This window comes from Sphingomonas sp. ABOLH, assembly GCF_003951715.1.
Classification (GTDB): Bacteria; Pseudomonadota; Alphaproteobacteria; order Sphingomonadales; family Sphingomonadaceae; genus Sphingomonas; species Sphingomonas hankookensis_A.
Genome location: NZ_QQWV01000007.1, coordinates 64227 through 84297, shown reverse-complemented (window position 1 = coordinate 84297; position 20071 = coordinate 64227). Strand labels below are relative to the sequence as shown.

The following is a 20071-nucleotide window of genomic DNA, read 5'->3' as shown; positions in this document are numbered from 1 at the left end:
TGGGGCCTCTCGCGGCTCCTGCCGGGTGCTGTCGGCGAGAGATCCCAGCCTGCGCGGGGATGACGCATGTCGCGGCAGGACCCGCTCTCGATCTGGGGCGACGACCGCCCGCCCGCTACACCTTGTACCGGTCGGTCGGGATGGTCGCCTCGCTCGCCGCCGCGCTCTTGTGGAACAGCGCCTTGTCCTCCGGCCGGAACGCCCAGCGCCACAGGATCGCGAAATAGGTCGCGAGGATCACGGGTATGCCGAACAGCATCTCGGCCCATTCGAACCGCTTGGGCAGCTGCATGATCGCCGATCCGATCAGCGCCGCGGCCAGCACCGCCCATAGCAAGGCGGGGCGGAAATCGCGCACGCTATGGCCGAGCAGCTTCGACAGCAGCCCCGACTTGATGACCGATCCCAGCGCGACCGAGATGCACAAGGCCATCGCCGGCCCCACCGCCGCATAATTTTGCGGCAGGCCGAACGATCGCATCAGGAATACCAACGCGAAGCTCAGCACGACCTGGAACGTCAGCAGCCCGATCGAGATCATCAGGTTGCGATGCCGCGCGATATAGACCAATGCCGCTTCCGACACCGCGCCTTTCGCTGCCAGCACCTCCGCGATCAGCAGGAACGACAGTGCCCCCGCGCCACTCACGAACTCGCGCCCGACCACGCCCATCACGCCGGACGCCGGGATGCTCCCGGCCAGCGCCAGCGCCGCCTGCGCGGTGATGATCCAGAAACCGACCTGCCGCACCTGCCGCGCGACTGCGCTCTTGTCGTCCGCCGCCAGGCTCTGGGTGATGACCGGGCCCAGCACGGGGTCGAAACTGGTCTTCAGCTTCTGCGGCAGCGACGCGACCTGCTGCGCCATATAGTAGATGCCGACAATCGCCGGCCCGAAAAGCAGCCCCAGAATGAAGCGATCGACGTTGCGCGTGCCCCATTCGATCGCATCGGCCCCGGCCAGCGGCATGTTGCGCTTCACCAGCGCCAGCATCGGCCGCAGATGCGGCGACCAGCCATAGGGCAGGCCATAGCTGCGGATGAACGGCACGATCGACGCGACCAGCGCCGCCGCCATCGACAGGACGTAGCTCATGATCAGCCCGTCGCGCGTCGAATAATAGCTGAGCGCCCAAGCCGCGATCGAGATCGTCCACGGCTCCACCACCGCGCGCGCCGTCACCGCCGCCTTGACGTTCAACCGATAGGCAAGCGCCGCCAAGCTGACGTCCGACCAGGCGATGGCGAACACGATCAGCGGCAGCAGGCGCTCGAACCCGATCACCTCGCTGTTCGGATACATCACCTGCGGGAATACGAACAGCACGGCGCTGGCCGCGACGGACATGATGAACGCGACCGCCAGTGCGTCCCACACGACATGGGCATGCGGCCGGTCGGTCGACGACAGCGCCTGCGCCAGCCCCCGCTTCAACCCCAGCGTGGCGACCAGCGCCGCCAGTTCGACCACCAGCACCGCCAGCGCGAACCGCCCGACGATTTCCGGGCCATAGATGCGTCCGGCGATGAACAGGAACGGCAGGCGCGCGACGAGCCGCAGGACGAAACCGAACACGTTCGTCCGCCCGCCCTTGGCCAGGGCGGCGATGTCGTCGGCGGGTTGGGTCGGCGCGTCGGTCACGCGACGCGCGAAGGATCGATCATCGCGGCCTCTTACGCCAGGGCGTCCGCTCCCCATAGCCCCCGTATGCGCTTTGCCCGCGGGGTGCGGCTTGCGGGCAACGGTCGGAACGATCGGACGCCCCGGCCTTTGGACTACCGCAACGATGGAGACGATCGATGAAGCCAGCCGCGACGATCCTCGGCCTCACCCTGCTGGCGGCCTGTTCGCAACAGCCCGCCCCCGGCAACGGCGCGCAACCTCACGACGCCATGGCGCATGACGCGATGGCGCCAGGGGCGACGGACTCCGCAGCGACACGCGGCTACAAGCAATCGATGGCCGCCATGATGACCAAGGCCCCGCCCTATACCGGCGACGCCGATGTCGATTTCATGCAGCAGATGCGCGTTCACCACGCGGCGGCGGTGGCGATGGCCCGCACCGAACTGGCGCATGGCAAGGACCCTGAGGCCCGCACGCTGGCGCAGGCGGTGATCGACACGCAGCAGGAGGAGATCGAGCAGATCGACCGGTGGTTGGAGGCGAAGGGTCGATAACCGGACTGGCCTTCGCAATCGCCGGCGGTTGCGACACGACGGCGTAGCGCGCATCCTGCCCTGCGTCGGGCAGTCTATGCCAGTATCGGGAAGGAACACGGCATGTCGATCGCCGCATCGCTGGCGCTGCTGATCGCGGCGACCGGGTCGCCATGGGGCGAGGCGACGGGTTCCTTTCGCATCACCCCGGTCGATGCCGCCACCGTGCGGATCAGCGGGCTGATCCGTCCGGGGGATGCCGCTGCGCTCGAACGGCATCTGACGGACAAAGTGCAACGAGTCGTCATCAATTCGGCGGGCGGCGAAGCGGAAACCGCGCTGGCGATGGCCGGAATGGTCGAGGCGCGCCGTCTGAGCATCGTCGTCGACGGCGTCTGCGCATCGTCGTGCGCCAATTATCTGTTCGCCGCCGCCGCGCACCGAACCATATTACCCGGGGCGCTCGTGCTGTGGCACGGTGCGCCCGACGCGGCGTCGCGAAGCGACATGCATGCGCAGCTACGCACGGCGATGACCGGCGCCGGCGCGACGCCGGACGAGGTGGCGGCGACGATCGCGCGCGAAGATGCCCGACTGAACGGATGGATCGCTGCGCAGGATGCGCTGTACGCCAGACACGGCCTGTCGCCGTCGGTGCTATACCGCCTCAACGATCCAGCGCTTGGACAGCCGGTTCCCCGGCATGTACCGGACGCGGCGGGAGCGACCGACATGCTGCACCTGTCGAACGCCGCACTGCATTGCGCGGGCTTCGTTACCACCGCCGCTTCCGGTGCCACGCCGGTAGACGTCGCGGCACGCAAAATCGGCATGACAGGCGTGCGTATCGTCGCCCTGCCCGGTCTCGAGCGGCTACTGTGCCAGCCACGCCGATAGGGCGAACCCGGCGCTAGAGCGGTTTCCGACCAGATTGGATCGTCGGCACGGAGGGGATTTCGGTTTGGGGCAAGGCGCGAGGAGGGAGCGATGCAGTCGCATCGTAACCGACGAGCAACGCGGCCCCGGCGGGAAATCACCCCGCCGCGAAGCGGGCGCCCGCACGGCGATGACGATGGCTCAATCTGGTCGGAAACCGCTCTAGTGCGCCGCGCCCCAGCTCTTGCCCGTCCCGATCTCCACGCCCAGCGGCACCGACAGCTGCACCACCGGTTCCGCCGCCGTCTCCATCACCTGCCGGATCACCAGCGTCGCCGCCTCGACCAGCCCCTCGGGCAGTTCGAACACCAGTTCGTCGTGCACCTGCAACAGCATCCGCACTTCGGTGAGGCCGGCCTCGGCCAGCGCAGGCCCCATCCGCGCCATCGCCCGCTTGATGATGTCGGCGCTCGTCCCCTGGATCGGCGCGTTGATCGCGGCGCGTTCGGCGCCCTGCCGCTCATGCTGCACCTTCGACTGGATGCGCGGGAAATGCGTCTTGCGCCCGAACAAGGTCGTGGTGAAGCCGGTCGTGCGCACGCTCTGCGTCGTCTCGGCGATATAGCGGTTGATGCCGGGGAAGCGGTCGAAATAGCGATCGATCATCGCCTGCGCCTCGTCCGCGCTCACGTCCAGCCGCCCGGCCAGCCCCCAGCGGCTGATGCCGTAGAGGATCGCGAAGTTGATCGTCTTGGCCCGCCCGCGCGTGTCGCGGTTGACCTCGCCGAACAGCTCCTGCGCGGTGATGCTGTGGATGTCGTCGCCGCGTTCGAACGCCTCGCGCAGCTGCGGTACGTCGGCGATATGCGCCGCCAGCCGCAGCTCGATCTGCGAATAGTCGGCCGCCAGGATGACATTGCCCGGCTCGGCCACGAACGCATCGCGGATCTGCCGGCCGACCTCGGTGCGGATCGGGATGTTCTGCAGATTGGGATCGGTCGACGACAGCCGTCCCGTCTGCGCACCGGTCAGGCTGTACGACGTATGCACCCGCCCGGTCGCCGGGTTGATCTGCGCCTGCAACGCATCGGTATAGGTGCTTTTCAGCTTGGACAGTTGCCGCCAGTCGAGCACCTTCGCCGCGATCGCCGCGCCGGGCGAATCCTTGTCGGCGGCGATCCGTTCCAGTTCGTTGACGTCGGTGGAATAGACCCCTGACTTGCCCTTGCGCCCGCCCTTGATGCCCAGCGTCACGAACAGCACGTCGCCCAACTGCTTCGGTGACCCGATGGTGAACTTCGTCCCCGCCAGCTCGTGGATTTCGGTTTCCAGTGCCGCAATGCGGGCGGAGAAATCCTCCGACAGCTTGGCCAGCACGCCGGCATCGACCTTGATCCCGGCCTGCTCCATGTCGGCGATCACCCGCACCAGCGGCCGGTCGACCATCTCGTACACCCGCGTCGCCGACTCATAAGGCAGCCGCGGCTTGAACCGCCGCCACAGCCGGAGCGTCACATCGGCATCCTCGGCGGCATAGCGGGTGGCGGTCTTCAGGTCGATCTCGCCAAAGCCGATCTGCTTCTTCCCCGTCCCCACCACGTCCTTGTACGCGATGCAGCTATGCTGGAGATGCGTCGCGGCCAGTTCGTCCATGCCATGCCCGTGCAACCCGGCGTCGAGCGCAAAGCTCATGACGATCGTGTCGTCATAGGGCGCGACGGTCAGCCCGGCGCGCGCCAGCACGATCATGTCGTACTTCAGGTTATGGCCGATTTTCAGGACGCTCTCGTCCTCGAACAACGGCTTCAACGTCGCCAGCACCGCCTCGCGCGACAGCTGTTCCGGCTTCTCCGCGAACATGTCGGTCCCGCCGTGGCCGATCGGAATATAGCAGGCGAGGTTCGGGTGCAGCGCCATGCTCACGCCGACCAGCTCTGCCCGCGTCGCGTCCAGACCCGTCGTCTCGGTATCGATCGCCACCCAGCCCTGATGCCGCGCGACCTGCACCCAGCGGTCGAGCGCCTCCTGCGTCACCACCGTCTCGTATGCGTCATGATCGCAGGCCGGCTCGTCGTCCTGCGCCACCGGCGCGGCGGGCGTCTCAACCGGCGTATCGGCAACCTGGCCGAGCTTGGTCAGCAACGTGCGGAACCCGTGATGTTCGAGGAACGCGCGCAGCGGCGCCTCCGGAATCCCCTGCAATTCCAGCGCGTCGAGCGGTTCGGGCAGCCCGCCATCGCATTTCAGCGTCACCAGCACCTTCGACAGCCGCGCATTGTCGGCATGGTCGATCAGGTTGTCGCGCAGCTTGCCCTTCTTCATCTCGGGCGCCGCGGCGAGGACGGCTTCAAGGTCGCCATGCTCGTTGATGAGCTTGGCGGCGGTCTTCGGCCCGACCCCCGGCACGCCCGGCACATTGTCGACGCTGTCGCCCATCAGCGCCAGCACGTCGCCCAATTTGTTCGGGGTCACGCCGAACTTCTCGACCACATGGTCCGGCCCCAGCGTCCGGTTGTTCATCGTGTCGAGCATGTCGACCGACGGGTCGGTCATCAGCTGCATCAGATCCTTGTCGGAACTGACGATGGTCACCGCCCAGCCCTGCGCCAGCGCCGCCTGCGTATAACAGGCGATGATGTCGTCGGCCTCCAGCCCCTCTTCCTCAATGCACGGCAGGCTGAACGCCCGCGTCGCATCGCGGATCATCGGGAACTGGGGCACCAGGTCCTCGGGCGGCGGCGGCCGATGCGCTTTATACTGATCGTACAGGTCGTTGCGGAACGTCTTCGACGATTTGTCAAGGATGACCGCCATGTGCGTCGGCCCATCCGCCTTGTGCAGCGCATCGGCCAGCTTCCACAGCATGGTGGTATAGCCATAGACCGCCCCCACCGGCTCGCCATGCTGGTTGGTCAGCGGCGGCAGCCGGTGATAGGCGCGAAAGATATAGCCGGAGCCGTCGACGAGATAGAGATGGGGCATGGGCGGGAGATAGCAGCGCGGGCGGGGCTGCGCGAGGGGGCGATCTTGACTTCGTTGCCCGGTCGGTGTGCAATTCCGCCTACGGGCAATGCGGACGCCCGTTCAGACGCCTGCGTCCAAGTTCCGCTCCACCGGCCGCGTTCGCGCGGCCTTGGGAGCGTTCGTTCATGGAAATTGCCGCACCGTCCCGTCCGCCGTCGATCGGCTTGATACCACTATTCTGCAAATTCCTGCGCTTCGGCTGTCTCGCCTTTGGCGGCCCGGTCGCGCAGATCGCGATGTTGCGGCAGGCGCTGGTCGAGGAAGAACGCTGGATCGACAAGGGCCGGTTCAATCGGCTGCTCGCCGTGCTGCAAATCCTGCCCGGGCCCGAAGCCCACGAACTCTGCGTCCATTTCGGCGTGCTGGCGCGCGGGCGGATCGGCGGGCTGCTCGCCGGCCTCGGTTTCATGCTGCCCGGCTTCTGCCTGATGCTGCTGGTCGGCTGGCTGTACGTCACCGTCGTGCAGGGCAGCGTGGCGCTCGGAGGCCTGCTGCTCGGCATCCAGGTCGCGATCCTCGCCGTCATCCTGCGTGCCGTCATGCGGATCGGTCAGCATGTCGTGGAGGATCGGCTGCTGGCGCTGATCGCGCTGGCGGCGGTCGCCGCGACGCTGGGCCGGGTGCCGTTCTGGATCCCGTTGCTGGCTGGCGGCGCCGTCTATGCAATGAAGCACCGCCCGCCGCTTGCGCTCGCGATCGGACTTGCCGGCATCGCCGCCGCCGTTGCCAGCCTCTCCATCGCCCCGCCCACCCCTGCCGCAGCGTCGGTCCAGCCGCTCACGGTCGTCGCGCTCTTCATCGCCGGGTTGAAAGGTGGCCTGCTGACCTTTGGCGGGGCCTATACCGCCATCCCCTATGTCCGTGCCGATACGGTCGGCCGTGGCTGGATCGGCGATGCGGCGTTCCTAGACGGGGTCGCCTTCGCCAATGTCATTCCCGCGCCGCTGGTCATCTTCGCGACCTTCGTCGGCTTCGTTGCGGGCGGCCTGGCCGGTGCGCTGGCGATCACGCTCGGCATGTTTCTCCCTGCCTTCGCCTTTTCGCTGATCTTCTTCGAACGGCTCGAGCGCGTCGTCGACGCCCCCTCGCTGCGCCATGCGCTGACCGGCGTGGCGGCGGCGGTTGTTGGAATCATCGCCGCGACCTTCGTGCAACTGGCGCTGGTGACCGGCGGGCGGGTCGATCCGCCGGTCGGCGCGGCGCTGTTCGCCGCAGCGCTGGCAATGGCGTGGCGATTGAAGGGAGGCTGGGTGACGCCGACGATCGTCGCGGTCGGCGCGACGGTCGGATGGCTGTTCCTGTGACCGCCGCTTGACCGCCGCCGCGTTCGCGCGATGATGGCGGCAGGGGGGACACGAACATGCCGAACTGGACTCTACCGCTCGCCGCCGCGCTGATCGTCGCGACGCCGGCCGCCGCCAAGGAACTGAAGGTCGGACAGCCTGCGCCGCCGATCGAACTGACGCTGGCCGACGGGACGAAGACCACCATCGCCGAGCATCGCGGCGAGGTCATCCTCGTCAATTTCTGGGCGACCTGGTGCGTGCCGTGCCGCGTCGAGCTGCCGCTGCTCGACGGCTATTACCGTCAGGTCAAGAAACATGGCGCCCGAGTCTTCGCGGTCACCACCGAAGGGTCGGTGCCGATCTACAAGATGAAGGCGCTGTTCGCCGCGCTGGCGATCACCCCGGCCAAGGCGATCAAGGGCATCACCCATGCCCGGCCCGCCGTCCCGACCAACTACATCATCGATCGCCGCGGGATCGTCCGCTACGCCAAGGCCGGCGCGATGGATCTGGACGACCTCAATCGCGAACTGATCCCGTTGCTGCGGGAGCCGGTGCCGGACGCCTGAGGGGCGGTGGGTGTCGAGGCCCGCCGCTTAAGGCGATAGCTCACCCCGATCGTCACCCCGGGCTTGACCCGGGGTCCCGCTTCTTCTCGAGAGCGCCGCAACCGCCCGTCGCCGAACGACAAACCGCCCCGGAATCGCTTCCGGGGCGGCTTTCGTTTCCGGTGGCCCGACGTGGCAAAGCCACGTCGTCGGTCCTTGCCTTCCGCAAGGCCGGCCGGGCGAGCCTTGAGGCTCGGCCGAGCTTACGCTGCGGCCTTGGCCCGGCTCGCCTTCTTCCGCTCGTGCGGGTCCAGGTGCCGCTTGCGCAGACGGATGTTCTTCGGCGTCACCTCGACCATCTCGTCATCGTCGATATAGGCGATCGCCTGTTCCAGCGTCATCTTCTTCGGCGGGGTCAGGCGGATCGCGTCGTCCTTGCCGCCCGATGCGCGGAAGTTCGTCAGCTGCTTCGCCTTCATCGGATTGACCTCGAGGTCGTCCGTCTTGGCGTTCTCGCCGATGATCATGCCCTCGTACAGCGCTTCGCCATGCCCGACGAACAGGATGCCGCGTTCCTCGAGCGGACCCAGCGCATAGCCCTGCGCTTCGCCGGCACCGTTCGAGATCAGCACGCCGTTCTTACGGCCTTCGATCTGGCCCTTGTGCGGACCGTACTTCTCGAACAGCCGGTTCATGATGCCGGTGCCGCGCGTGTCCGACAGGAACTCGCCGTGATAGCCGATCAGGCCGCGCGACGGTGCCGAGAAGGTGATGCGCGTCTTGCCGCCACCCGACGGGCGCATGTCGGTCATCTCGGCCTTGCGCTGGTTCATCTTGTCGACGACCGTGCCCGAGAACTCCTCGTCCACGTCGATCACGACGGTTTCGTACGGCTCGGTCTTGTTGCCCTGCTCGTCGGTGCCGAACAGCACGCGCGGACGCGAAATGCCCAGTTCGAACCCTTCGCGGCGCATCGTTTCGATCAGCACGCCCAGCTGCAATTCGCCGCGGCCGGCGACTTCGAAGCTGTCGCGGTCGTCGGCTTCGGTGACCTTCACCGCCACGTTCGATTCCGCTTCGCGCATCAGGCGGTCGCGGATCATGCGGCTGGTGACCTTGGTGCCCTCACGCCCCGCCATCGGCGAATCGTTCACCGCGAAACGCATCGACAGCGTCGGCGGATCGATCGGCTGCGCCTTCAGCGGCACGCTGACCGACGTATCGGCGATGGTGTTGGCGACGGTCGCGACGGTGAGACCCGCCAGCGAAATGATGTCGCCCGCCTTCGCCTCGTCGACCGGCACGCGCTCCAGCCCGCGGAACGCCATGATCTTCGACGCGCGGCCGGTTTCGATCACGTTGCCGTAATTGTCGAGCGCGTGGATCGGCTGGTTCAGCTTCACCGTGCCCGAATTGACGCGGCCGGTCAGGATGCGGCCGAGGAAGTTGTCGCGGTCGAGCAGCGTCACCAGGAAGGTGAACGGCGCATCGACGTCGAGCGCGGGCGGCGGGACATGGCTGACGATCGTCTCGAACATCGGCTGCAGCGTGCCTTCGCGCGCATCCATGTCGGTCGAGGCATAGCCGTTGCGGCCCGACGCATAGAGCACCGGGAAATCCAGCTGTTCGTCATTCGCGTCAAGCGACACGAACAGGTCGAACACCTCGTCCAGCACTTCCTGGATGCGCGCGTCGCTGCGGTCGACCTTGTTGACCACGACGATCGGCTTCAGGCCCAGCGCCAGCGCCTTGCCGGTCACGAACTTCGTCTGCGGCATCGCGCCTTCCGACGAATCGACCAGCAGCACGACGCCGTCGACCATCGACAGGATGCGCTCGACCTCGCCACCGAAATCGGCGTGGCCGGGGGTGTCGACGATGTTGATCCGCACCGGTTCGCCACCCGCCGGCGGCACCCATTCGACCGAGGTCGGCTTGGCGAGAATGGTGATCCCGCGTTCCTTTTCGAGGTCGTTCGAGTCCATCGCGCGTTCCTCGACGCGCTGATTGTCGCGGAACGTGCCGGACTGACGGAACAACTGATCGACGAGCGTGGTTTTGCCGTGATCGACGTGGGCGATGATCGCCACGTTGCGAAGGCTCATGGTATTTCCTGGATACTGCGGGAGTGCAATTGGCCGCGCGCTTAGCGTATTTCGCGCCAAACCGGAAGACCCCTGCTTGTTGCGTTGCGGCATGGGACAAGAAGAAGATGGTTCACGCGAAGGCGCGGAGGCGCGGAGGGGTGCGCCTGGCTCCAAGCTCACCCGCGCCAGCGGCCTCGTCTCCATCGGTTCAGCGAGCGAAGGCGTCTCCCGGTCGCGGGCGTTTTCCCGGTACGAAACCCCTCCGCGCCTCCGCGCCTTCGCGTGAACCAACCTTCTTCCTGCCTGCCGACCTTGCACCCCCAACGTGTATTACATAAATAGGACAGTTGAACGATACCGTGTTCGCATGGCATCAACCGGCGGACGACGTGGAGGAAATATGGCAACGCAGACGACCGAAGAGCCAGCACTGGTGCTGACCCCGCCAGATCCGGTGCCGACCGTCGCCCCGGCCAAGGCCGCCGGGCTGGTCCCGGTCGACGATACCAAGCGCACCGAACTCCAGCGCCGCGTCGACGACTTCATCGATCAGCTGGTCGCCCAGGACGCGAACTCGCCCGAATTCGGCAAGCGGGTCGATGCGATCAGCAACCTGGGCGCACGCGAAATCCGCGAGGCCGCCGGCCAGTCGAACCGCTTCCTCGACCGCCCCGTAAAGGCGATGGACCAGGAATCGGGCGTCGGCGCCGATCTGGCGCAACTGCGCCGCACGATCGAGGACCTCGATCCCGGCCGGCAGGGCAATCTGCTCGAACCCAAAAAGCTGTTCGGCATGATCCCGTTCGGCAACAAGGTCCGCGACTATTTCGACGGGTACAAGTCCGCGCAGAGCCACATCGCCTCGATCCTCAAGCGGCTCCAGTCCGGCAAGGACGAGCTGTTGATGGACAATGCCGCCATCGACACCGAACGCGCGAACCTGTGGACCGCGATGGGCCGCCTCGAACAGATGATCTATCTGTCGCAGGAGATGGACGGCAAGCTGGAGGAAAAGGCCAACGAGCTGGACCACACCGACCCGGCCAAGGCCAAGGCGATCCGCGAAACCGCGCTCTTCTACGTCCGCCAGCGGTCGCAGGACCTGCTGACCCAGATGGCGGTGACGGTACAGGGCTATCTCGCACTCGACTTGGTCAAGAAGAACAATGTCGAGCTGGTGAAGGGCGTCGACCGCGCCAGCACCACGACGGTCGGCGCGTTGCGCACCGCGGTGACGGTCGCGCAGGCGCTGACCAACCAGAAGCTGGTGCTCGAACAGATCACCGCACTCAACACCACCACCGCCAATATCATCGATTCCACCGGCAAGCTGCTGCGGTCGCAGACCGCGACGATCCACGAACAGGCCGCCGCCTCGACCATTCCGGTCGAAGTGCTCCAGCGTGCCTTCCAGAATGTTTATGACACGATGGACGCGATCGACACCTTCAAGCTGAAGGCGCTGGATTCGATGAAGACCACCATCGGCACCCTGTCCAACGAGGTCGAGAAGTCGAAGGGCTATATCGCCCGGGCCGAGGGCGCGTCGCAAAATGCGCAGGGCGGCGAAACCTTCAAGCTGGAGGCGATGTAACGCGATGTCGCGCAGCGACGAGGTCCTCGAACGCGCCAGCTTGACGCTCGAACGCGCCCGCGAACGCCACGGCGCCGTAGCCCCCCGCGCCCGGCGCAGGCGCGAGGCGGAGGTCCTGCGCCGCCTCGGCCGCATCGCTGCGGCCGATGGCGCGATCATCCTCGCCGCCCTGGTCATCGGCTGGTTCGTGCCGCTGGGTCTGGGCGGCGCGATGATCGTCATGGCGCTGCTGATCGCCGCGACCGCGCTGTTCGCGCTGATGCCGGTCACCCGCGAAGTCGCCGTCGAGCAACTGGGTCAGGCCCCGATCAAGTCGCTCCCCGCCCAGACCGAACGCTGGCTCGCCACCCAACGCCCCGCCCTCCCCGCGCCCGCCATCACACTGGCCGACGCGATCGGCGTCAAGCTAGACACGCTCTCGGCGCAGCTCGCCACCCTGCCCGACGACGAACCGGCGGCGGCCGAAGTCCGCAAGCTGGTCGGCGAGCAACTCCCCGAACTGGTCCGCGGCTACCGGCGCGTCCCCGAACCGCTCCGCCGCGTCGAACGCAACGGCCGCACCCCGGACCAGCAACTGGTCGACGGGTTGAAGATCATCGACAGCGAAATCGCCGCGATGACGCAACAACTGGCCCAAGGCGACCTCGACAGCCTCGCGACGCGCGAGCGGTTTCTGCAGATCAAGTATCAGGGCGAGGAATAGGCCGGAACGTCCTCTCCACCTCCATCGTCACCCCGGGCTTGACCCGGGGTCCCGCTTCTTGTCCGACCGCAGGTAAAAGCGGACCGGCATCCAGTCAGAACGGACGAAATCGACCCCGTCGTCCGACGCGGTTGAATCCGGCCGACCTCAAACGGCACCGTTTGTGCTGAGTAGGGACTGAGCGAAGTCGAAGGCCCGTATCGAAGCACTTGGTAAGCGGTCCCTAGGCACGAACGCTTCAACCTCAGGTCATAGTGCTCCAGCCGCCTACTCGGGCCAGTACCAACCCCGGCCGCGGCCCCGTCATTCCCGCGAAGGCGGGAAGCCATACACGCCGACATCGGCGATGGAACCACGGCCGCAGCGTCTATCGATCCCGCCTTCGCGGGAATGACGCCAGATACCCAGAAACCATTTTCCTACACCGCCCGAACCGCCCTACCCTCCGTGCGGCTCTTTCCCACCGTCGATCCAACACCTCCGCCACATGCGAATGCTACGCAACAACGCAAACACGTCACTAGTGTGAACTTAGTGAACTTTGGCGCGAATCCGCGCTATTCGCGGTCGCGTTCCACGTCCCAATAATGGCGCTGCACCATCACCGACGGCACCGGCCGCCCCCGCCCGTCGAGCGAGGGTCGGAACCGGAAGGCACGCTCGACCTGCCGGCAGGTCGCGGCATCGATCGCGCGATTGCCGCTGGAGCGCATGATCTGGCACTCGCTCGCCCGCCCGTTGACCTCGACGATATAGCGCACCTCGACCGAGCCTTCGAAGCCATATTCCTCCAGCTCGCGCGGCAGCCGCGCGCCCTGCAACGACCCGCCGATCTGCTCGGGCGGCGTATCGCCCCCGCCGCTCCCGTCGCCATCGCCCTCGCCACCGCTACCCAAGCCATCGCCGACCCCGCCGGCCCCGGTCCCCGGCCCGACCGTATCGGTCGCGCCTGACGATGCGTCATTCCCTGGCCCGGCGACCGGTGCGGTGACGACCGGCGGCGGCACCGGCAGCGGCACGACGGGCGGCGTGGCGACGATCTCGGTCGCCTTGGACCGGATATTGGGCGGCGCGGCACGTCCCTCCGGCCGCCCCTGCCGCACGACCTGCGGCACCGGTGGCGGGGGCGGCGGATCGGGTGGCGGCGGCAGGATGTCGAACGTCGCCAACGCACTCTGCGCCGTCCGCGTGACGTCCACCCCCAGCCCGACGATCAGCGCCCAGCCAAGCAGCACGTGCAGGCCGACCGTCACGGCCATCGCGCCGATACGGCTCCGGTCGGGAAGGGTCGTGGTCATCGCCATGATGCTGGCACAACGCCGATGAATGGCGGCTGATCCGTTCCTCGCCCACGGTCGGCGTATCCCCGCGAAGGCGGGGATCCAGAGCCGCAAGCGCTACCGTCGCGTTCCTGATCCTGGATCCCCGCCTTCGCGGGGATACGGCCGAGCCTACCTTTTCCCCAACGCCACGATCGCCCGGTCCCTCAACCGCTCCACCGCCGCACCATGGATGCCCGGCGCCGCCGCCATCACCCCGAAGAACTGTGGCCGTGCCTGGTTAAAGCGCAGCTTCCGCCCGATCGCATCGGTCACCGTCGCCCCCGCCTCGCGCGCGATCAGGATGCTCGCCGCCACGTCCCACTCGTTTCCCCAGCGAAGCGTCGCCAGGAAATCCGCCTCCCCGCTCGCCACCATCGCCATGCGCAGCGCGATCGAATTGGGCTTGGCGACCATCAACAGGTCGCGGTCCGCCTTGGGCAGCGCGTCGACCGGGGTCCGGCTGCCGGCGAAGTCGACGCGCGGGCTGACCGCCAGCCGCTCGCCGTTCATCCGCGCCCCCTGCCCCGCCGCCGCCGTCCAGCGCTGCCGCCGGACCGGCGCGTCCAGCACCCCCAGCACCGGCTGGCAATCCTCGATGAGCGCGACCGATACCGCCCATCCGTCGCGCCCGCGAATATAGTCGCGGGTGCCGTCGATCGGATCGACGATCCACACCTGCCGCCGCGCCAGCCGGCTCGCATCATCGGCCGTCTCCTCCGACAGCCAGCCCGCCTCGGGCAGCAGCGCGGACAGCCGCTCGCGCAGCAGCCGGTCGACGGTCAGGTCGATCTCGCATACCGGATTACCCGGCGCCTTTTCCCATGTCTGGAAATCACCACGCCAGCTGGCCAGCGCCAGCGCCGCCGCCTCCCCCGCAATCGCGGTTACCTCGTCTAGCAGCGCCGCCTCAGCCACCCGCCACCGTCATGCCATCGACCCGGATCGTCGGCACATTGACACCCTGCCGATGCTCCAGATCACCCGCCGCACGCATCGACAGCAGCATCGGGCGCAGATTGCCGGCGATGGTGATGCCCGACACCGGCCGCGTGATCTCACCCTTTTCGATCAGGAAGCCCGACGCCCCGCGGCTGTAATCGCCGGTGACGCCGTTCACCCCCTGCCCGATCAATTCGGTCAGCAGGACGCCGCGCTCGACATCCTCGATCAACGCCGCGACGCTGCCGCTGCCCCCGGCCAGATGGACGTTGCCCGTCGTCACCCCCGGCGGACCGCTCAGGCCCCGCGAGGCATGGCCGGTCGGCTCCAGCCCCAGCTGCCGCGCCGACGCGCTGTCGAGCAGCCAGGTCTGAAGCACGCCCCGCTCGACCAGCGCCATCGGCGATACCGCCAGCCCCTCGCCATCGAACGGCCGCGCGCGCAGTCCATGCGGGCGGTGCGGATCATCGATGATCGACAGCCCCTCGGGCAGGATCGCATGGCCGAGATGTTCGCGCAGGAAGCTGGTCCCGCGCGCGATCGACGGGCCGGAAATAGCGCCCAGCACATGGCCGATCAGGCTGCCGCCGACGCGCGGGTCGAACACGACCGGCATCGCCCCGCCATCGATCTTCACCGGGTTCAGCCGCGCGACGGCGCGTTCGCCCGCGCGCCGGCCGACCGTCTCCGGCGACTCCAGCATCGTGCGGTGCCGCGCCGAATGATGGGCATGGTCGCGCTGCATGGCGGCACCCTCGCCCGCCAGCACGCTCGCCGAAATGCCGTGGCTGGTGACGGCATAGCCCTGCGCAAAGCCATGGCTGGTCGCCAGCGCGACGATCGCGCGGTTATAGCCGGCCGATCCGCCCTCGGAATTGCTCACCCCCGCGACCGAACGCGCCGCATCCTCCACCGCCAGCGCCGCCTCGCGCAGCACCTGCGGCGGCACCTCGCCACCATCGTCCAGATCGAGCAGCGGCGGCGCGCCGTGCAGCAGCCGTTCGGCCGGCGCGAGGCCCGCCCAACGATCCTCCGGCGCCGCACGCGCCATGGCCACCACCCGCTCGGCAAGGGCCGCAAGCCCCGCTTCGGACAGGTCGGAGGTCGAGACGCTGGCCGACCGTTGCCCGACGAACACGCGCAGCCCCAGCTCGGCGCCTTCCGACCGGCCGACATCCTCCAGCTGCCCCAGCCGGACCGACACCGACAGCGCGGTATCGGCGACGAGGATCGCGTCGGCGGCATCGGCGCCATGGGCACGGGCGCGGGCGATGGCGGATTGGGCGCGGTCGGCGGCGGTCTGGGGATCGAGCATGGGAGCCAGATGGGAAGCCGCTCCCCTCACGGCAACGCTCATGCCGCCTGCCCCACGGTCAACAGGCCGAGGAACAGCAGCAGTCCGGCATCGCGGTTCGACCGGAACCGGCGCAGCGTGTTCGCCCCGTCGTCGGGCCGGAGCGTCGCGACCTGCCACAACAGGTGCAGCGCGGTGGGCAGCAGCGCAACCAGCGCCAGCGGCGTCGGAAACACCCGCCACACCGCGCCCGCCCAGCAAGCCACCGCGACGACATAGAGCAGCCCGACGCCCGGCCGCACCCGCGCGCCCATCGCCCGCGCCGACGACCGGACCCCCACCATCGCGTCATCCTCGATATCCTGGCACGCATAGATGGTGTCATAGCCGATGACCCACGCGATCGCCCCGGCATAGAGGAACAGCAGCGGCGTCCAGTCCGCCACCGCCATCTGCGCCCACGCGACCGGTGCGGCCCAGCTGAACACCATGCCCAGCCACGCCTGCGGCCACCAGGTGATCCGCTTCATGAACGGATAGGCGGCAACCAGCACCAGACTGCCGAGCGCCACGATCGCGGCGGTGAAGTTCAGCTGAAGCAGGACGACGAAGCCGATCAGGCTGAGGAACACCAGCCACACCCATGCCGCCTTGAGCGACACCGCCCCGCTCGCCAGCGGCCGATTGGCGGTCCGTGCCACCTGCCGGTCGAGATCGCGGTCGACGATGTCGTTATAGACGCATCCCGCCCCGCGCATCGCGATGCTGCCGAGCAGGAACCATAGTAGCATGTCCCACCGCTCGACCGCGCGACCCGACAGCGCGATCGCCCACGCGCCGGGCCAATAGAGCAGCCACCATCCGATCGGCCGGTCGAACCGCGCCAGCAAGGCAAAGGGTCGCGCAGCGGCGGGCAGGACGGCGATCAGCCCGCGATGTTCGGTATCGGCGACTTGGGTAGCAGGAGCAGGGGACGACATGCCGCCCCTGCTGCCACGGACCGGCCGGCTTGCACAGGGCGAACGTCAGCGCTTGGCCGCCGCCTTGGCCTGCCTGCCATAATGATGATGCGCCGCGATGCAGCCGGCGACCGCGCCCAGCTTGCCATGCCCCTTGCCGACCATGTGTCCGGCAACGCCACCGGCGACCGCGCCACGGATGCACCCCTTGGCGAAGGCCGGCTGGCCTGCGCCCATCGCGATGGGCAGGGCGAACAGAGCAACGAACCGCATGTCCCGTCTCCTTCTATCGAGACGGCATCTACGGTCCGGCCCCTGAGCAGGTTGCGTTAAACTTTCGTCATGTCGCCGGGACCGCTACGGGAGGAGCCATGGACCTAGACCAGCTGCTCCACCATTATTTTGGCACCGCCGATCCCGACACGCTGACCGCCGCCGAACAGGATGCCGCACGCGAGCGGATGAGCATCGATTTCGGCGTCGAACGCGATCCCTCGCGCCGTTTCGCCTTGTGGACGCTGATGGACGCCTTCGGCTTCGCCCCGCCGCCCGCCGAAGCCTTCGACAAGGCGCCAGAGCTGCGCGCGGCGGCCGAGCGCTATCTCGACGCCGCCTACCGCGTCGAACGCGACGGGACCCCCGACTGATGCCGTGGGTCCTGCTTACCGTCGCCGGGCTGCTGGAGATCGTCTGGGCCTATTATATGAAGCTGTCCGACGGCTTCTCGAAACCCTGGCCGACGCTTGCGACCTTCGTCGCGATGTTCGCCAGCTTCGGCCTGTTGTCGCTGGCGATGAAGCAGCTGCCGCTCGGCACCAGCTATATGGTGTGGACCGGCATCGGTGCATTGGGCGCCTTCGTCGTCGGCATCGTGATTCTGGGGGAGGCAGTAACGCCGCTGCGGCTGATCGCGGCGTCGATGCTGCTCGGCGGTCTGGTGCTGATGAAGCTGGCGTCCTGACCGCACCCGTATCGCCGCGCAGGCGGGGATCCAGGGTAACGGAGCGGGGCGTCCGCGGCTCTGGATCCCCGCCTGCGCGGGGATACGGACGTTTGAACCCGAACCCGATCATCTCTAACCCCGTCTCCATGCCCGCTACCCCCGCCTGGCCGCCCGATTCGTCGCCCCGCCTGTTCGTCGAACAGCCCCTCGCAGAAAGCGCCCGCATCCGCCTCGACGGGGCACAGGCACATTATCTCCTGTCGGTGATGCGCCTGAAGGACGGCGACATCGTCCGCCTGTTCGACGACGCGACCGGCGAATGGCTTGCCCGCGCCACAGAGGTGCGCAAGCGCGACCTGATCCTCGCCGTCGAGCACCAGCTGCGCCCGCGCGAAATCGTCCCCGACCTGTGGCTGTGCATTGCGCCTACCAAGAAGGGCCGCATCGACTGGGTGATCGAAAAGGCGTGCGAGCTGGGCGTCGACCGGATCGTGCCGGTGCTCACCCGGCGGACGGTGGTCGATCGCCTCAACCTCGACCGCCTGCGCGCCCATGCGGTCGAGGCGGCCGAGCAATGCGGCCGCACCGCGCTGCCCGCGCTCGTCGAACCGGTGAAGCTCCCCGCGCTGCTACGCGACTGGCCGGCCGAGCGCGCGCTGTTCTTCGCCGACGAGACCGGCGGCGTCCCTGCCTTCGACGCCATGCGCACCCGCCCCGGCCCGGCAGCGATCCTGATCGGGCCGGAGGGCGGCTTCGATCCGGAGGAGCGCCAACAGATCCGCGCGCAAGGCCAAGCCGTCGGCATGGCGCTCGGCCCGCGCATCCTGCGCGCCGAAACGGCGGCGGCGGCGGCGACCGCACTGTGGATGGCGGCGGCCGGCGACTGGTAGCCGGGCTTTCCCTGTATCAATGACAGCCCCCTAGCGCGGCCCGTCCGTGCGGCGTATGGGCGCGATCATGAGCACGAAGACCGTTTCGGACAGCAACGCAGCGGTCATCGAGGACCGCTCGCAACTGATCGCCTATTTCGCCGGGGGCGAGAAGCCCGCCGAACGCTGGCGCATCGGCACCGAGCACGAGAAATTCGTCTATCGCACGTCCGACCATGCCGCCCCGTCCTATGACGAACCCGGCGGCATCCGCGACCTGCTCGCCGGCCTCGAACGCTTCGGCTGGCGCCCGGTCGAAGAGGGCGGGAAGGTCATCGCGCTGACCGGCAAGGACGGATCGGTCAGCCTCGAACCCGCCGGGCAGTTCGAATTGTCGGGCGCGCCGCTCGAAAACCTGCACCAGACCTGCGCCGAAACCGGCCGCCATCTCGATCAGGTCAAGGCGGTCGGCGACGAACTGGGCCTCGGCTTCCTCGGGCTGGGCATGTGGCCCGACAAGCGCCGCGACGAACTGCCGATCATGCCCAAGGGCCGCTACGGCATCATGCTCAACCACATGCCGCGCGTCGGCAGCATGGGTCTCGACATGATGCTGCGCACCTGCACGATCCAGGTGAACCTCGACTATGCGAGCGAGGCGGACATGGTGCAGAAATTCCGCGTCGGCCTCGCGCTGCAGCCGCTCGCGACCGCGCTGTTCGCCAATTCGCCCTTCACCGACGGCCTGCCCAACGGCCAGCTTTCCTATCGCTCGCACATCTGGTCCGACACCGATCCCGCGCGCACCGGCATGCTGCCCTTCGTATTCGAGGACGGCTTCGGCTACGAACGCTATGCCGACTACGCCCTCGATGTCCCGATGTACTTCGTCTATCGCGACGGCCGCTATATCGACGCCGCCGGCCTGTCGTTCCGCGACTTCCTGAAGGGTGAGCTGTCGGTCCTGCCGGGCGAAAAGCCGACGATGGAGGATTGGGCCGACCATCTCTCCACCGCTTTCCCCGAAGTGCGCCTCAAGACCTTCCTCGAAATGCGTGGTGCCGATGGGGGGCCGTGGGGCCGCATCTGCGCCCTCCCCGCCCTGTGGGTCGGGTTACTCTACGACCAGGGCGCACTCGACGCCGCATGGGATCTGGTGAAGGGCTGGTCGATCGAGGACCGCCAGCGCCTCCGCGACACGGTCCCTGCGCTCGGCCTCGACGCCCCGCTGCCCGGCGGCGGCACCCTGCGCGATGTCGCGGGTGACGTTCTCGACATCGCCAGCCGGGGCCTCAGCGCCCGCCGCCGCCTCAGCGCCTCGGGCGACGACGAAAGCGGCTTCCTCGAACCGCTGCGCGAAGTCGTCCGTTCGGGCAAGGTCCCGGCGCAGGTCCTGCTCGACAAGTTCGCCGGCGAATGGGGTGGCGACCTGTCGAAGGTGTACGGCGAATATAGTTTCTAAGCAGA

The 20071-nt window shown here is 67.8% G+C and carries 18 protein-coding genes; 10 read left to right on the top strand and 8 right to left on the bottom strand.

What is annotated here, in order from left to right; genetic code table 11:
• Positions 1 to 115: 115 nt before the first annotated feature.
• Complete coding sequence (locus CA237_RS05370) at positions 116 to 1642, bottom strand: oligosaccharide flippase family protein (RefSeq protein WP_066689426.1); 1527 nt, start codon at positions 1640 to 1642, stop codon at positions 116 to 118.
• Between the two features lie 158 nt (positions 1643 to 1800).
• Here CA237_RS05370 and CA237_RS05365 point away from each other — a divergent pair, with 158 nt between their 5' ends.
• Together CA237_RS05365 and CA237_RS05360 are read left to right on the top strand one after the other, a co-directional pair.
• On the top strand, positions 1801 to 2181 hold the full coding sequence (locus CA237_RS05365; RefSeq protein ID WP_066689427.1) for a DUF305 domain-containing protein: 381 nt from the start codon (positions 1801 to 1803) through the stop codon (positions 2179 to 2181).
• A gap of 102 nt (positions 2182 to 2283) precedes the next feature.
• Positions 2284 to 3057 carry an ATP-dependent Clp protease proteolytic subunit gene (locus CA237_RS05360; protein ID WP_066689428.1) on the top strand — a complete coding sequence of 258 codons (774 nt, stop codon included), beginning with the start codon at positions 2284 to 2286 and terminating at the stop codon, positions 3055 to 3057.
• A gap of 201 nt (positions 3058 to 3258) precedes the next feature.
• On the opposite strand, the gene polA is transcribed toward CA237_RS05360, so the two are convergent.
• The gene (gene polA, locus CA237_RS05355; protein WP_066689429.1) at positions 3259 to 6018 is read right to left on the bottom strand and encodes a DNA polymerase I; all 2760 of its coding nucleotides are present in this window, start codon (positions 6016 to 6018) and stop codon (positions 3259 to 3261) included.
• A gap of 167 nt (positions 6019 to 6185) precedes the next feature.
• Here polA and chrA point away from each other — a divergent pair, with 167 nt between their 5' ends.
• Positions 6186 to 7364: a chromate efflux transporter gene (gene chrA / locus CA237_RS05350; protein ID WP_066689430.1), complete on the top strand. Its 1179-nt coding sequence runs from the start codon at positions 6186 to 6188 to the stop codon at positions 7362 to 7364.
• A 56-nt stretch (positions 7365 to 7420) separates the two neighbouring features.
• Entirely contained in the window at positions 7421 to 7915 is a 495-nt protein-coding gene (locus tag CA237_RS05345) for a TlpA disulfide reductase family protein (RefSeq protein ID WP_066689431.1), read from the top strand.
• Positions 7916 to 8157: 242 nt separating this feature from the next.
• On the opposite strand, the gene typA is transcribed toward CA237_RS05345, so the two are convergent.
• A complete protein-coding gene (typA, locus tag CA237_RS05340) occupies positions 8158 to 9999 on the bottom strand; it encodes a translational GTPase TypA (protein WP_066689432.1) in 1842 nt (613 codons plus the stop codon).
• 382 nt (positions 10000 to 10381) lie between these two features.
• On the opposite strand from typA, the gene CA237_RS05335 reads away from it, so the two are divergent.
• Positions 10382 to 11575 carry a toxic anion resistance protein gene (locus CA237_RS05335; RefSeq protein ID WP_066689433.1) on the top strand — a complete coding sequence of 398 codons (1194 nt, stop codon included), beginning with the start codon at positions 10382 to 10384 and terminating at the stop codon, positions 11573 to 11575.
• A gap of 4 nt (positions 11576 to 11579) precedes the next feature.
• Positions 11580 to 12278 (top strand): hypothetical protein, encoded by a 699-nt coding sequence (locus CA237_RS05330; protein ID WP_126013243.1) that lies wholly within the window; start codon positions 11580 to 11582, stop codon positions 12276 to 12278.
• Between the two features lie 557 nt (positions 12279 to 12835).
• Here CA237_RS05330 and CA237_RS05325 read toward each other — a convergent pair.
• The 5 genes from CA237_RS05325 to CA237_RS05305 all read right to left on the bottom strand — a co-directional run bounded on the left by CA237_RS05325 (position 12836) and on the right by CA237_RS05305 (position 17065).
• Positions 12836 to 13576 (bottom strand): TonB family protein, encoded by a 741-nt coding sequence (locus CA237_RS05325; RefSeq protein WP_084401428.1) that lies wholly within the window; start codon positions 13574 to 13576, stop codon positions 12836 to 12838.
• Positions 13577 to 13729: 153 nt separating this feature from the next.
• Positions 13730 to 14515 (bottom strand): 3'(2'),5'-bisphosphate nucleotidase CysQ, encoded by a 786-nt coding sequence (locus CA237_RS05320; protein WP_126013240.1) that lies wholly within the window; start codon positions 14513 to 14515, stop codon positions 13730 to 13732.
• On the bottom strand, positions 14508 to 15854 hold the full coding sequence (locus CA237_RS05315) for a metallopeptidase TldD-related protein (RefSeq protein ID WP_126013237.1): 1347 nt from the start codon (positions 15852 to 15854) through the stop codon (positions 14508 to 14510). The genes CA237_RS05320 and CA237_RS05315 overlap by 8 nt, the downstream gene beginning before the upstream one ends.
• A 38-nt stretch (positions 15855 to 15892) precedes the next feature.
• Positions 15893 to 16813, bottom strand: coding sequence for a 4-hydroxybenzoate octaprenyltransferase (gene ubiA, locus CA237_RS05310; RefSeq protein ID WP_126013234.1), 921 nt, complete (start codon positions 16811 to 16813; stop codon positions 15893 to 15895).
• A gap of 45 nt (positions 16814 to 16858) precedes the next feature.
• Positions 16859 to 17065 (bottom strand): hypothetical protein, encoded by a 207-nt coding sequence (locus CA237_RS05305; RefSeq protein WP_126013231.1) that lies wholly within the window; start codon positions 17063 to 17065, stop codon positions 16859 to 16861.
• Positions 17066 to 17163: 98 nt separating this feature from the next.
• Between CA237_RS05305 and CA237_RS05300 the strand changes: the two genes are divergently transcribed.
• The 4 genes from CA237_RS05300 to CA237_RS05285 all read left to right on the top strand — a co-directional run bounded on the left by CA237_RS05300 (position 17164) and on the right by CA237_RS05285 (position 20066).
• On the top strand, positions 17164 to 17439 hold the full coding sequence (locus tag CA237_RS05300) for a hypothetical protein (protein ID WP_126013228.1): 276 nt from the start codon (positions 17164 to 17166) through the stop codon (positions 17437 to 17439).
• Positions 17439 to 17753, top strand: coding sequence for a multidrug efflux SMR transporter (locus tag CA237_RS05295; RefSeq protein WP_126013225.1), 315 nt, complete (start codon positions 17439 to 17441; stop codon positions 17751 to 17753). The genes CA237_RS05300 and CA237_RS05295 overlap by 1 nt, the downstream gene beginning before the upstream one ends.
• 128 nt (positions 17754 to 17881) lie before the next feature.
• The gene (locus CA237_RS05290) at positions 17882 to 18625 is read left to right on the top strand and encodes a 16S rRNA (uracil(1498)-N(3))-methyltransferase (RefSeq protein WP_126013222.1); all 744 of its coding nucleotides are present in this window, start codon (positions 17882 to 17884) and stop codon (positions 18623 to 18625) included.
• A gap of 67 nt (positions 18626 to 18692) precedes the next feature.
• Positions 18693 to 20066 carry a glutamate--cysteine ligase gene (locus CA237_RS05285; RefSeq protein ID WP_066689508.1) on the top strand — a complete coding sequence of 458 codons (1374 nt, stop codon included), beginning with the start codon at positions 18693 to 18695 and terminating at the stop codon, positions 20064 to 20066.
• The last annotated feature ends 5 nt before the right edge of the window (positions 20067 to 20071 follow it).

Bases quoted from the DNA above. Each gene is read 5' to 3' on its own strand.
- CA237_RS05335 (WP_066689433.1), top strand. From the start codon at position 10,382: ATGGCAACGCAGACGACCGAAGAGCCAGCACTGGTGCTGACCCCGCCA.
- ubiA (WP_126013234.1), bottom strand. From the start codon at position 16,813: ATGTCGTCCCCTGCTCCTGCTACCCAAGTCGCCGATACCGAACATCGC.
- CA237_RS05330 (WP_126013243.1), top strand. From the start codon at position 11,580: ATGTCGCGCAGCGACGAGGTCCTCGAACGCGCCAGCTTGACGCTCGAA.
- CA237_RS05285 (WP_066689508.1), top strand. From the start codon at position 18,693: ATGAGCACGAAGACCGTTTCGGACAGCAACGCAGCGGTCATCGAGGAC.
- CA237_RS05360 (WP_066689428.1), top strand. From the start codon at position 2,284: ATGTCGATCGCCGCATCGCTGGCGCTGCTGATCGCGGCGACCGGGTCG.
- CA237_RS05300 (WP_126013228.1), top strand. From the start codon at position 17,164: ATGGACCTAGACCAGCTGCTCCACCATTATTTTGGCACCGCCGATCCC.
- typA (WP_066689432.1), bottom strand. From the start codon at position 9,999: ATGAGCCTTCGCAACGTGGCGATCATCGCCCACGTCGATCACGGCAAA.
- CA237_RS05345 (WP_066689431.1), top strand. From the start codon at position 7,421: ATGCCGAACTGGACTCTACCGCTCGCCGCCGCGCTGATCGTCGCGACG.
- CA237_RS05295 (WP_126013225.1), top strand. From the start codon at position 17,439: ATGCCGTGGGTCCTGCTTACCGTCGCCGGGCTGCTGGAGATCGTCTGG.
- CA237_RS05290 (WP_126013222.1), top strand. From the start codon at position 17,882: ATGCCCGCTACCCCCGCCTGGCCGCCCGATTCGTCGCCCCGCCTGTTC.
- CA237_RS05315 (WP_126013237.1), bottom strand. From the start codon at position 15,854: ATGCTCGATCCCCAGACCGCCGCCGACCGCGCCCAATCCGCCATCGCC.
- CA237_RS05365 (WP_066689427.1), top strand. From the start codon at position 1,801: ATGAAGCCAGCCGCGACGATCCTCGGCCTCACCCTGCTGGCGGCCTGT.
- CA237_RS05325 (WP_084401428.1), bottom strand. From the start codon at position 13,576: ATGACCACGACCCTTCCCGACCGGAGCCGTATCGGCGCGATGGCCGTG.
- CA237_RS05305 (WP_126013231.1), bottom strand. From the start codon at position 17,065: ATGCGGTTCGTTGCTCTGTTCGCCCTGCCCATCGCGATGGGCGCAGGC.
- polA (WP_066689429.1), bottom strand. From the start codon at position 6,018: ATGCCCCATCTCTATCTCGTCGACGGCTCCGGCTATATCTTTCGCGCC.
- chrA (WP_066689430.1), top strand. From the start codon at position 6,186: ATGGAAATTGCCGCACCGTCCCGTCCGCCGTCGATCGGCTTGATACCA.